Here is a 12538-nt window from a genome sequence, read left to right on the forward strand (position 1 = left end):
CCTCTTGTCCTGAGGATCGCAGCTTATGGTTAGCGAATGGTGTGCAAATGAGGCGAAGGCGAGCGGGCGACCGAAATCGCCCGCTCAGATTTTTTCAGGCGACTTCCGGCAAGCGGTCGAGAAGCTTGTCGAGAGTCATCGGATAGTTCCGCAACCGGACCCCGGTGGCGTTGTGGATGGCGTTGGCGATGGCCGCGCCGACGCCGCAAAGCCCGAGTTCGCCGCAGCCCTTGGCCTTCATCGGCGAAGAATAAGGATCGGGATCGTCGAGGAACACGACTTCCTGATGCGGGATGTCGGCATGAACCGGCACCTCGTAGGACGCCAGATCGTGGTTGACGAAGAAGCCGTGGCGCTTGTCGACGGCAAGCTCCTCCGTCAAAGCCGCCCCGACGCCCATGGTCATCGCCCCGATCACCTGGGAGCGAGCCGTCTTCGGGTTCAGGATGCGCCCGGCGTCGCAAACCGCGAGCATCCGGCGGATACGCACTTCGCCGGTGAAGGCGTCGACGCCGACCTCTACGAAATGCCCGGCAAAGGTCGATTGCTGCGTTTCCTTGTCGAGATCGCCGAACTCGATCTTGTCCTCGACGGTGATGTCGCCATCCTTCGCGGCCTCGCCCAGCTTCACGGCGCGATTGCCGGCGCGCACTTCGCCATCGGCAAATTCGGCCTCTCCCGAATTGAAGCCGAGCTTCTGCGCGACCGTTTCGCGCAGCTTGGCGCAGGCGGCGTAAACGCCGGCAGTGGAAGAGTTGGCGCCCCACTGGCCACCGGAGCCGGCGGACACGGGAAAGCGGGAATCGCCGAGCCCGACCGCGACTTTCGACAAGGGAACGCCCATCATCTCCGCCGCCGTCTGCGCGATGATCGTGTAGGAGCCCGTGCCGATATCGGTCATGTCGGTTTCCACCGTCACGACGCCTTGCTCATCGAGCCGCACGCGCGCGCCGGAGGTCATCACCGGACTGTCGCGAAAGCCCGCCGCGACGCCCATGCCGACGAGCCAACGCCCATCGCGCTTCGTGCCGGGTTTCGGATCACGCTGGTCCCAGCCGAAGCGCTCCGCACCGTCCTGAAGACAGCGCACCAACTGGCGTTGGGAGAACTTGCGGCCGGGCTTTTCGGGGTCCTCCTGCGTGTCGTTGAGAATGCGGAAGGCGACGGGGTCCATGCCGAGCGCCTCGGCCATCTCGTCCACCGCGATCTCCAGCGCCATCATGCCCGGCGCTTCGCCCGGCGCGCGCATGGCGTTGCCTTCGGGCAGGTCCAGTTCGGCGAGCCGCATGGCGGTCATCCGATTGGCGCCGGCATAGAGCATCTTGGTCTGCGCCACCGCCGTTTCCGGCCGCCCGCCCTTGACGTTGCCGGAGGTCGAATCGTGCGCGATGGCGGTGATCCTGCCCTCGCGCGTCGCGCCGATGCGGATGCGCTGGATGGTCGCCGGGCGATGCGTCGTGTTGTTGGCGACGAGCGGGCGCGTCAAGGCGACCTTCACGGGGCGTTTGGCTTGCCGCGCGCCGAGGGCCGCCAGAAGCGCGTCGGCCCGCAGAAAGAGCTTCGACCCGAAGCCGCCGCCGACATAGGGCGACACGAAGCGCACGTTCTCCTTCGGGATCTTCAAGGTCGCCGCCAAGTCGGTCACGCCCCAATCCACCATCTGGTTGGAGGTCCAGAGCGTCACCCGATCGCCTTCCCAGCGCGCGATCGACGCGTGCGGCTCGATCATGCAATGGCTTTCGTCGGGCGTCGTGTAGCGCTGGTCGATCTTCACTGGCGCCTCACCGAAGGCGCGCTCGAAGTCGCCATATTCGCCCACCGGCGGCGCTTCGCTTCCTTCGCCGCTATTGCCCTCGACGGGCGGCGCGGTTTCGGCGAAGGGCTCCAGATCGAACTGACCCTCGCCCCTCTCGTAGTCGATCTTCAGAAGGTTGGCGGCGGCGCGCGCTTCCTCGAAGGTTCGCGCGACCACCAAGGCCACGGCCTGATGGTAGTGTTGGATGTCCGGGCCGCCGAGGAGAGGGGCGAAGTTGCGCTTGCCCTTGCCGAGCTCGCCGGCATTGCGATGCGTGACGAGAGCCAGAAAGCCGGGAGACCGCTCGGTGGCCGAGCTGTCGATGGAGCGGATGCGGCCCTTGGCGATGCTCGATCCGACCACATGGCCATAGGCGACGTCGTTGCCGACATCGTGGCGCTCATAGGCGTAAGGCGCGGTGCCGGTGGTCTTGAAGCGCCCGTCGATGCGGTCGTGCGGCTGGCCGACCACGGCTTCGCGATCGATCGGGTTGGTGGTGGCGGGTTTCTCGAACTTCATCGGATCAGCTCCTCGCCTCGTTGAGAACCGCGCTCAGCGTGCGCTCGGTGAGGGGAATCTTGTAGGCGCTGTCCTTTGTCGGCCGCGCGCCCGCCATCAGGCGCTCCGTCACGGGACCCGCGCCGCGCTTCAAGTCGGCTTCGGCTTCCGCCACGCGCCAGGGCTTATGCGCGACGCCGCCGACGGCGATGTGCCCCGAGCCGTCTTCCCGAAGGATAGCGGCGACGGACACGAGCGCGAAGGCATAGGAGGCGCGGTCGCGGACCTTGCGGTAGAAATGCTTGCCGCCGACGGGTTTCGGCAGCGTGACGGCGGTGACGATCTCGCCCGCCTCCAGCGCCGTCTCGATATGCGGGGTGTCGCCGGGAAGCCGGTGGAAGTCCTCGATCGGAATAGTGCGGGCCGCGCCGTCGGGCTTCACCGTTTCCACTTGTCCGTCGAGGACGCGAAGCGCGACATTCATGTCGGACGGGTTGGTGGCGATGCAGGCGTCGCTGACGCCGACGACGCCGAGCTGGCGCGAATAGCCCTCCAGCGCCGAGCAGCCGGAACCCGGATTGCGTTTGTTGCAGGCCATGTTGGTGTCGTAGAAATACGGGCAGCGAGTGCGCTGCAGGAGATTGCCGGCGGTGGTCGCGCGGTTGCGAAGCTGGCCCGACGCGCCGGCCAGAAGCGCGCGCGACAGGACGCCGTAGTCGCGCCGCACCGTCTCGTGGGACGCGAGATCCGTGTTGCGCACCAGGGCGCCGACGCGAAGGCCTCCGTCCTCCGTCGCCTCGATCTTGTCGAGACCGAGACCGTTGACGTCCACGAGGTGGCGCGGGGTCTCGATCTCCAGCTTCATCAGGTCGAGGAGATTGGTGCCCCCGGCGATGAACTTGGCGTTCCGGTTGCGCGAAACGGCGGCGGCAGCTTCCGCCGGCGACTTGGCGCGCTCATAGGTGAAGGTCTTCATGCCGGCACCCCCGCGACTTCGCCCATCGCGTCGAGAATGTTGGAATAAGCACCGCAACGGCAGAGATTGCCGCTCATGCGCTCGCGCAACTCGGCAAGTGTCGCTTCTTGGCGGGCGGTGAGGTCGGCGCTGACATGGCTCGGAATGCCGGCCTTCACCTCTTCCAGAACCGCCACCGCCGAGCAGATCTGGCCCGGCGTGCAGTAGCCACACTGGTAGCCATCGTGTTTCACGAAGGCGGCCTGCATCGGATGGAGATCGTCCGGCGTGCCGAGGCCTTCGATGGTGGTGATGTCGTCGCCTTCGTGCATCACGGCGAGCGACAAGCAGGAATTCATGCGCCGCCCGTTCGCCATCACGGTGCAGGCGCCGCATTGGCCGTGGTCGCAGCCTTTCTTGGTGCCGATCAGATGCAGATGCTCGCGAAGCGCGTCGAGAAGCGTCGTGCGCAGGTCGAGGTCCATCTCGCGCCGCTCGCCGTTCACCGTGAGCGACACCGTTTGGCGCACCGGCGCGTCCGCTTCCTGCGCCAAGGCACCTGCGGGAACCGTCGTGATCGCGGCTGTCGCGGAAGCGCCAACCATCAGATCGCGCCGGTTCATTTCCAGTAAGCCCGGTCTGTCCATGTTTCCGCCCATTCCTGAATGTCGGCGGGACATGGCTCTTTTTGGAACGAGAACAATTCCAAGGAGCGGGATTCAGGCTCACGATCGAACAAAGACCCGTGAGACGAAATATCCTTTGGAATATAACGATCTATCGCCGAGAACGCGCATCACGCCACGCACGTTTTCGGGCGGTCGGTTTCAGCGGCGCTTGAAGGCTTCCGCCAGCGCCGCGCCGAAGGCACCCTCGGTCTTTGGCGAAGGCTTTTCCTCGCGCGGCTTGAAGCTCGCACCTTGGCGCGGCGCGCTTCTGTCGACTGAGCGCGGTGCGCTGTCGGCGCCGCCTTCGCGCTTCATGGTCAGCGAGATGCGTTTGCGCTTGGCATCGACCTCGACCACGCGCACCGACACGACCTGCCCCGCCTTCACCACCTCGGCCGGGTCCTTCACGAAGCGGTCGGCAAGCTGCGAGACATGGACGAGGCCGTCCTGATGAACGCCGATATCCACGAAGGCGCCGAAAGCCGCGACATTGGTCACCGTGCCTTCCAGAACCATGCCCGGCCGAAGATCGGAAATCTCGTGGACGCCATCGGTGAAGGTCGCCGTCTTGAAGGCGGGGCGGGGATCGCGGCCGGGCTTTTCCAGCTCGGCCAGGATGTCCTTCACCGTCGGCAGGCCGAAACCCTCACCGACGAAGCGGTTCGGATCGAGGCTCTTCAACGTCGTGCCGTCACCCATCAGGGCCCGAAGCTCCTTGCCGGAGGCCGCGACGATCTTCTTGGCCACCGGATAGGCTTCCGGGTGAACGGCGGAGGCATCCAGCGGTTCGGTGCCGCCCTGGATGCGCAGGAAGCCGGCGCATTGCTCGAAGGCTTTGGGCCCGAGGCGCGGAACCTTCAAAAGGGCGCGGCGCGTGCGAAAAGGGCCTTCTTTGTCGCGATGGGCGACGATGGCCTCGGCGAGCGTCGGGCCGATGCCGGAAACATGCGCGAGAAGCGCGGGCGAGGCGGTGTTGACGTCGACGCCGACGGCGTTCACCGCGTCCTCCACCACCGTTTCCAGAGCGCGGGAAAGAGCGCCCTGGTCGACATCGTGCTGATACTGGCCGACGCCGATGGCCTTGGGATCGACCTTGACGATCTCGGCGAGCGGGTCCTGAAGGCGCCGCGCGATGGAGGCCGCGCCGCGCAGCGAAACATCGACGCCCGGCAGCTCGCGAGAGGCAATCTCTGAAGCGGAATAAACCGAAGCGCCGGCCTCCGACACCACGACCTTCGTCGGCTTGGCGCCGGGAAGCGCGGCGATCACCTCGGCCGCGAGCTTCTCCGTTTCGCGGCTCGCCGTGCCGTTGCCGATGGCGACGAGTTCGACGCCGTGCTTCTCGATCAGGCGGCGCAGGGTGGCGGCCGCGCCGACGAGATCGTTGCGCGGTTGGAAGGGATAAACCGTCGCGACATCCACGAGACGGCCGGTCGGGTCCACCACCGCCACCTTGACGCCGGTGCGGATGCCGGGATCGAGACCCATGGTCGCCTTCGGCCCGGCGGGCGCGGCGAGAAGCACGTCCTTCAGGTTGCGCGAGAAGACGCGAATGGCTTCCGCGTCCGCGCCGTCCTTCATCGTGCCCATCATCTCGACGGAAAGATGCCCGTGGATCTTCTGACGCCACGCCCAGCGCGCGACGCCCATCAGCCATTCGTCGGCCGGCGAGCCGCCCTGGCTCCGCACGTTGAACTGACGGGCGATCATCGCCTCGACGGGCTTCACGGGGGAGGGGTCGGCGGCGTCCACCTCGACATCGAGCGAGATCACGCCTTCCTTGGCGGCGCGCAGCAGCGCCAGAACGCGGTGGCTCGGGGCCGAGGCCCATTTCTCCTCGTGGTCGAAATAATCGGAGAACTTCGCCCCCGCTTCCTCCTTGCCCTTTACCACGCGGGCGCGAAGCCGCGCATGGGACACGAGATGGGAGCGGATCGCGCCGACAAGCGCCGGCGTCTCGCTCATGGTCTCGGCCACGATGTCGCGCGCGCCTTCCAGCGCGGCTTTCGCGTCCGGCACCTGATCGTTCAGGAATTTGGCCGCGAGCTTGCCCGGATCGACGGAGCGATCGGAAAGGATCGTTTCGGCCAAGGGGGCGAGGCCCTTCTCGCGGGCGGCGTCCGCGCGCGTGCGGCGCTTCGGGCGGAACGGCAGGTACAGGTCTTCGAGGACGGCGCGCGTTCCGGCGCTCTCGATCTGGCGGGCGAGGGCGTCGGTCAGCTTGCCCTGGTCGCGGATCGAGCGCAGCACCGTGTCGCGCCGGGCTTCGAGATCGCGCAAGGACCCGAGACGCGTTTCCAGCGTGCGCAACTGCGCGTCGTCGAGGCCGCCGGTCGCTTCCTTGCGGTACCGGGCGACGAAGGGAACCGTCGCGCCGCCGTCGAGCAGCGCGACGGCGGCCAGAACCTGCGCTTCGCGCGCGCCGATCTCGCCGGCGATGATGGTCTCGATGGTCGGACGCGGGGCGGCCATGGTTCCCGTCTCCTTTGGATCGGCGGCTTTCGCTTAACCCGCGTCGCACGCACCCCGCAAGAAAGGAGAAAACGGGGCATCGCTAAAATTGGAACCATCGCCAACACCTTCCCGGAAGAGGGCGGGTGCTACAAACCAAGCCGAGACGCACGGAGAGGACGAGATGGCGCGCGATGGCGGGAAACCGGCTCCCAAGAAGGTGAACAAGGCCTCGGACGGCGAGATGAGTAGGCCGGTCAAGTTCGGCATCGTCGCTCTCGCCCTGGCGCTGGCTCCGACGCTCGTGGTGCTGTCGCGCTTGACCGACAACAGCGAGGTCCTGGCGCAGCAGCGAGCCGAGCGCATCGCCTTGCAGGACGCGAAAAACCGCCAGCTCGAATATGACGAGATCAACCGCCGCCTCGGCAACAAGTAGGCGCGGCTTCCGCCGTCCACCATTCGGTAAGCATGGGACGAGTGAAATCCGGGCCGGGATGCAACCGGCCGGCTTCCAGTCACTGAGCGATACTTCCCCTTAAATCTTTCATGAAATCGTTCGGACAGGACGTTCTCCCGCGCCATCGAGGCTCGGGAACGACACGGTTCGGCGTTCCGCCGGACACCTGCGACGAGTTCGGAGACCATCATGCCCGAGCCTCAGCCATCATCGTCGCCCGCGACGATCGAACTGCCGGCGATCATGGACATCAAGGCGGCGACGCCGCTTCATCGCCGCCTTCTCGCCCTTCGCGGCGAGGCCGTCCATCTCGACGCCTCGCGCGTCGAGCGGATCGGCGGACAATGCCTTCAGGTGCTGTGCGGCGCGGTCGCCGCCTGGCGCCAGGACGGAAAGGCGCTTTGCGTCGACACGCCGTCGCGAGCCTTCGAAGACGGCCTCGCGCTTCTCGGATTTTCTCTCGATTCCCTGACCGGAAGGCAGGTTGCCCCATGACCAAGACTATTCTGACCGTCGACGATTCGCGCACCATGCGGCAGATGCTGATGCAGGCGCTGAGCTCTGCCGGCTTCAACGTGATCCAGGCCGAGGACGGCGTTCACGGCCTCGAAGTCCTGGAAGGCTGCGACCCGGACGTGATCGTCACCGACGTGAACATGCCGCGCATGGACGGGCTGGAATTCATCGAGCACGTTCGGGCCGACGGCGAGCGTCGCGCCATCCCGATCCTGGTTCTGACCACCGAAAGCGACGCGGAAAAGAAGGCGCGCGCCCGCCGTGCGGGGGCCACCGGCTGGATCGTCAAGCCCTTCGACCCCGTGAAGCTCGTCGACGCCATCAACCGCGTCGCCGCCTGAACCTCCAACGGGCAGTCAAGCGCCAAGCGCCGCATCCCGTTGGACGGGGCGGCAAGGGCGGCACGTCCCGGCAACCTCTCAAGCGCCGCTTCGAAAAAAACGAAGCCAGGAACTCCCGTCATGGACGCAATGGCAGAAATCCGGCAGACATTCTTCGAGGAATGCGCCGATGGCCTCCGTGAACTCGATACGGCTCTCGCCGCGCTCGCCAAGAACGAAACCGAGCCCGATACGGCCAATGTCGCCTTTCGCGCGGTGCACTCGATCAAGGGCGGGGCGGCCTCGTTCAGCCTGTCCGACCTGTCGCACTTCGCGCATCTCTTCGAAGTGGCGCTGGATGAGTTGCGCTCCAAACGCGCCGAGCCGACGCCGGAATTTCTCGGCGTCGCCACCCGCGCGGCGCAAGTGCTGCGCGATCTGACGGACGCCGCGAAGAACGACACGCTGCCCGACGAGCGGCGGATGCTCGACACCGTGGAGGAGTTGAAGCCGCTCACCGGCGAAAAAGGCGCCGGCATCGCACGCTATTGGTCCGGCGAAGAGATCGTCGAATCCGACGACGGCATGGAGGGGCTGGAATTCACGCCCGTCGGCATCGATTTCGCCGACATCCTCGGCTCGGTTCCCGAATCCGTCTTCCGCGTCACCTTCCGCCCGATGCCGGAACTCTACCAGAACGCCAACGAGGCCTCGCGCCTCATCCGCGATTGTCTGGCGCTCGGGACCGGCACGGTTTCCTGCGACACGAGCGAGTTGCCTGCCTTCGCCGATATGGACCCGGAAGGCGCTTATCTCACCTGGACGATCGAGCTGACGACGCGCGCCAACGAACAGGGGGTGCGCGAAGTGTTCGAATTCGCTGAATGGGACTGCGAACTGACGGTGGAGCTTTGCGAGGATGTGGGAGAAGCCGGCGATCCCGCGATCGACGCGGCCTTCGCCTCGCTGCTTCTCCAGATCCAGTCCGGATCGAATGCATCGTCCTTCGAGCCCGAGCCGGAGGAAGAGCGCGAGGACGCCTGAGCCCTCGCGACGCATCGCGGCTTTCAGCCGCCGGTGCCGTGGGACAGGCCGAAGGCGACGAGAAGGCCGATCACCACGAGAAAGCCGGTTCCGCCGCGTTCGCCTTCCACGGCTTCCGGAATCATCGTGTCGGCGACCATGGTGAGAAGCGCGCCGGCGGCGACCGCGTTCACGGTGGCCAAAACCGCGGGGGCCGCGTCTCCGAGCAGCGCCGCGCCAAGAAGCGATGCGAGGCCCGACGCCACCGCGATGCCGATCCACAGGCCGAAGATATAGGTCCGGCTCCGACCGGCTTTCAGCATTCCCACCGCGCTCGACAGCCCTTCCGGCAGGTTGGACAGAAAGATCGCCGCGAACATCGGCAGGCTCACCCCGCTGCCACCGAGCAGGCTGACGCCGAGAACGACGCTTTCGGGAATACCGTCGAGAAGCGAGCCGATGGCAATCGCCATACCGCCGCCCTGGCTGCCGTCCTGCTGTTGCCCGCCAGAGCGCTTGCGGTGGCGCGCGCCGCTGCGCGATACGAGCCAGTTGGCGACCGTGTAGGCGACCGAGCCAGCGACCGCGCCGAGAATGATCGGCTGGATGCCCGCACTGCGAAAGCCTTCCATGATGAGGTCGTAGGCGATGGCCGAGATCAGGACGCCGCAGCCGAAGGCCATGATGCCGGTAACGAGCCGTACCGGTAGTTTCAGAAGCGTGGCGAGCGCCGCCCCGACCACCAGGGACGACGCACCGGCAAGGCCCCAAAGCCCCGCTTCCAGCCAGATCGGCATTCGTTCTTCTCCATTCCTTCGACCGGGCGCGGGCGACCCGGCCGGGGAACGGCAATTATTCGACCGAGCAACCCGTTCCGGCGCTCAGCCGGATGGATGAATGGTTGGCTCTCAGTTCTTGGCCGTACCGGGTGCGGCCATCTTGCGGTGTTGCTCGGCCAGAAGCGGGGCGGGCGTGATGTTGGCGATGGCCGCCTGCATCTTGTTCTTCCAGCCCGATACGACGTCGCCCTCGTCGTTCATCATCGCGTCGAAGCCGTCCTGCGCCACCTTTTCGGCCGGGTCCTTCTTGGCTTGTCCGACATCGCTGTCCATCAGATCGCCGCGCCGGAAGAACTCGGTTTCGGTAGGCCCCGGCATTAGGCAGGACACCGTGACGGATGTGTCCTTCAACTCGTTGCGAAGCGCGAAGGAGAAGGAGTTCAGAAAGGCCTTGGTGCCGTTGTAGACGGCCTGGAAGGCACCGGGAATGAAGCCCGCGATGGAGCCGACGATGAGGATGCGCCCGGCATCGCGCGCCCGCATGTCGCGCCCGACGAGATGGATCAGGTGGATCGTGCCGGTGACGTTGGTTTCCACCACCGCCTTCGCACGCTCCCAGTCCTGATCGAGAAAGCCGCGACCAAGACCCCGACCGGCATTGGCGAGAAGCGCGTCGACCGGCTGCCCGAAGGCCTTGGAAGCCGCATAAAGCGCTTCGACGCCCTCGGCCGTCGAAAGATCGGCCTCCAGTGCCTCGACCCGCCCGCCATGGCGCCGAAAGGCCTCGGCCGCCTCATGGATCTTGGGCTCGTCCGCCGCGACCAGAAGATCGAAGCCGTTCTTCGCGCAGATATCGGCGAGATGGTAGCCGATGCCGGTGGATGCCCCCGTGACGATGGCGAATTGGCGAGCCATGACGAACCTTTCCAAGCTGGGAGAACCCCCAGAAGGGCGCCTCCGATGTCGGCGGAAAGGCCGCGGTGCTCCCCCATGTTCCCCGATGGCGACGGAAAGGCGCAGGAGTTGCGTGCCCGGCCAAGGATATCCGCCATCGAAAGGCGTGCATCGGGCCGAGCAGGGCGGATCGGCTCGGCGCCGTCAGGCTGCCTGGGCCTGGCGCTCGGGCCGGTTGGCCGGTTTCTGCTTCACCGAGCGCAGGTGCGGGGCGAGTTCGAGGATCGCCATGCGGTAAAGGGCGACGATCGTCGCCGCCCCCGTGCGCTCCAGCGCCTGGGCTTCGTTGATCGTGCAGGTCTCGAGGGCGCGGATGGTTTCGGTCGCGGTCATGGTCGTCTCGTATGCTGGCGTGTCGCCGCATCGAAGTCCTGAACCGTGGCAAGGTTCCGGCGAAGGGGCGATGAAAATCCGATCTACCCGACAAAGGTTTCGGTAGGGATAACGCAGGGTTAACGAGACCTCGCGTGAGCGGCGAGCGGCCGCCTGATCCAGACCTCCAGCGGGCGCGAACGACCCCGCAAAGGCAGGACCATCGCCTCGAACCCTTGCGGTGTCATGCCGGCCGAACGCATCACGGCGTCCGACACCACGAGCTCGGCATCGGCCGTCTTCGCCAGCCCTTCCAGGCGGCTCGCCACGTTGATCGTGTCGCCGACGGCGGTGAGGCTGGCAGCCGAGCCGTATCCGATCTCCCCGACGATCGCGGGCCCGCGATGAAGCGCGATCGCGATGCGCAGACCTTCGCGCACTTCGTGGCCGAGAAGGTCGTTCACGGCGTCGAGACCGGCCAGAATCTTCTCCGCCGCCGCAAGTCCCTGCGCCGCCGCCTCGCCTGGCGAAGAGGACACCCCGAACAAAGCCATCGCGCCATCGCCGACGAACTTGTCCACCAAGCCGCCGCTTTCGGTGACGGCCCGGCCGACGAGGTCGAAATAGCGGTTCAGGATGAACACGACATCGTAGGGCAGGCGGTGCTCGGCCAGGCTGGTGAAGCCCCGGATGTCGCAGAAGAGCACGACGATCTCGCGCTCCTCGCCATAGGAAGCGCGCCTGCCGCTACGCAGCGCTTCGCCGGGCGCGATGCTGGGATTGACGAGCGGCACGATGTCGATATCGCGCACCGGCCTGAACTGGCAGGCGAGCCGCACGTTATCGCCGCCCCCGATGCGCTCCAGCGTGTTGCGCTCCAGATCGCTTGGAGCCGGCTGGCCATGCCCGCCGCGCACGATCTCGACGCGGCAGGTGGAGCACCGCGCGCGGCCCCCGCACACGGCCTGATGCGCGATCCGCCCGCTGCGGCTCGCTTCCAGGATGCTGAAGCCCTTGGGCACTTCGACGAAACGCCCGTCCGGATAGCCGATCCGCACGCGATCGCGCCGGCGATACGCGCCGCGCACGCCGCGCGCGGCGAGAACGAGGCCGATCGGAACCGCGAAGCTCAGTTCCAGCGCCGGCCCGATCCAGTCGGGAACGCGGTTCGTGCGATCCTCCAAGATCCTGTCTCGGCCTGAGACTTCCTTGCCGGCCTCCGTGAAACCCAGGATCGACAGAACCGGCACGAGGATGGCAGCGGCGAAAAGGAACGGACGCCAGGCGGGGAAGCCGCGCTTGACCCGCAGCCAGAAATACAGGCCGAGGCAGACATGCAGCCAGGCGACCAGGAGCGCGGCGATCTGCCGGCCGCCGATCGAGGGGTTTCTGACCCAATAGTTCTCGACCATCGCCGGATAGGTCGCCACGGTGTCGGTCAGCGCGAATTCGATGCGGGTGGCCGTGACATGGCCGATCAGCATGAAGGGCAGCGCCAGCCCCAGAACCGTTTGGCCGATCTCGCGCATCGGCATGCGAAGGGTGCGCCGCGAGTAGAGCGTGCGAAGCGTCAGGGCGAAATGCAGCGCGACCGAGCCGTAAAGGAGAACGGTGCCCGGTGGCGTGCGCCAGGGCGCCGACAGAAACGGGCGCGCCGCTTCCATGGCTTCCACCGAGATCAGCCCGAAGGCATGGTTCACGAAATGGCAGAGGATGAAGGCGCCCATCGCCAGCCCGGACGCCAGCCGCAGATCGCGCGAGCCGAGGCGCCGGCTCGAACTGAACGGGTTGAGGATGGTCATCGGCCGAT

The 12538-nt window shown here is 66.5% G+C and carries 12 protein-coding genes; 4 read left to right on the plus strand and 8 right to left on the minus strand.

Translation table 11 applies throughout. From position 1 onward, the window contains the following. Positions 1–94: 94 nt before the first annotated feature. The 4 genes from paoC to F9929_RS14660 form a co-directional block, all read right to left on the minus strand. The gene (gene paoC, locus F9929_RS14645) at positions 95–2314 is read right to left on the minus strand and encodes an aldehyde oxidoreductase molybdenum-binding subunit PaoC (RefSeq protein ID WP_152047322.1); all 2220 of its coding nucleotides are present in this window, start codon (positions 2312–2314) and stop codon (positions 95–97) included. 4 nt (positions 2315–2318) lie between these two features. Then, positions 2319–3269, minus strand: a complete 951-nt coding sequence (locus F9929_RS14650; protein WP_152047323.1) for an FAD binding domain-containing protein — start codon at positions 3267–3269, stop codon at positions 2319–2321. Further along, on the minus strand, positions 3266–3895 hold the full coding sequence (gene paoA / locus F9929_RS14655; RefSeq protein ID WP_152047324.1) for an aldehyde dehydrogenase iron-sulfur subunit PaoA: 630 nt from the start codon (positions 3893–3895) through the stop codon (positions 3266–3268). The genes F9929_RS14650 and paoA overlap by 4 nt, the downstream gene beginning before the upstream one ends. A gap of 180 nt (positions 3896–4075) precedes the next feature. After that, positions 4076–6388: a Tex family protein gene (locus tag F9929_RS14660; protein WP_152047325.1), complete on the minus strand. Its 2313-nt coding sequence runs from the start codon at positions 6386–6388 to the stop codon at positions 4076–4078. A gap of 163 nt (positions 6389–6551) precedes the next feature. Here F9929_RS14660 and F9929_RS14665 point away from each other — a divergent pair, with 163 nt between their 5' ends. The 4 genes from F9929_RS14665 to F9929_RS14680 all read left to right on the plus strand — a co-directional run bounded on the left by F9929_RS14665 (position 6552) and on the right by F9929_RS14680 (position 8704). Continuing rightward, the gene (locus F9929_RS14665) at positions 6552–6803 is read left to right on the plus strand and encodes a hypothetical protein (RefSeq protein WP_152047326.1); all 252 of its coding nucleotides are present in this window, start codon (positions 6552–6554) and stop codon (positions 6801–6803) included. A 210-nt stretch (positions 6804–7013) separates the two neighbouring features. Then, on the plus strand, positions 7014–7319 hold the full coding sequence (locus F9929_RS14670) for an STAS domain-containing protein (protein WP_152047327.1): 306 nt from the start codon (positions 7014–7016) through the stop codon (positions 7317–7319). Beyond that, complete coding sequence (locus F9929_RS14675) at positions 7316–7681, plus strand: response regulator (RefSeq protein WP_152047328.1); 366 nt, start codon at positions 7316–7318, stop codon at positions 7679–7681. Before F9929_RS14670 ends, F9929_RS14675 begins: the two co-directional genes overlap by 4 nt. Before the next feature lie 120 nt (positions 7682–7801). Further along, complete coding sequence (locus tag F9929_RS14680; RefSeq protein ID WP_152047329.1) at positions 7802–8704, plus strand: Hpt domain-containing protein; 903 nt, start codon at positions 7802–7804, stop codon at positions 8702–8704. Between the two features lie 23 nt (positions 8705–8727). Here F9929_RS14680 and F9929_RS14685 read toward each other — a convergent pair whose 3' ends face one another. The 4 genes from F9929_RS14685 to F9929_RS14700 form a co-directional block, all read right to left on the minus strand. Beyond that, entirely contained in the window at positions 8728–9480 is a 753-nt protein-coding gene (locus F9929_RS14685) for a ZIP family metal transporter (protein ID WP_152047330.1), read from the minus strand. Positions 9481–9591: 111 nt separating this feature from the next. Continuing rightward, the gene (locus F9929_RS14690) at positions 9592–10377 is read right to left on the minus strand and encodes an SDR family NAD(P)-dependent oxidoreductase (protein WP_193227772.1); all 786 of its coding nucleotides are present in this window, start codon (positions 10375–10377) and stop codon (positions 9592–9594) included. Positions 10378–10560: 183 nt separating this feature from the next. After that, positions 10561–10749: a hypothetical protein gene (locus F9929_RS14695; protein WP_152047332.1), complete on the minus strand. Its 189-nt coding sequence runs from the start codon at positions 10747–10749 to the stop codon at positions 10561–10563. 119 nt (positions 10750–10868) lie between these two features. After that, complete coding sequence (locus tag F9929_RS14700; protein WP_152047333.1) at positions 10869–12530, minus strand: adenylate/guanylate cyclase domain-containing protein; 1662 nt, start codon at positions 12528–12530, stop codon at positions 10869–10871. Between the last annotated feature and the right edge of the window lie 8 nt (positions 12531–12538).

Source organism: Aureimonas psammosilenae, from assembly GCF_009176975.1.
Lineage (GTDB): Bacteria > Pseudomonadota > Alphaproteobacteria > Rhizobiales > Rhizobiaceae > Plantimonas > Plantimonas psammosilenae.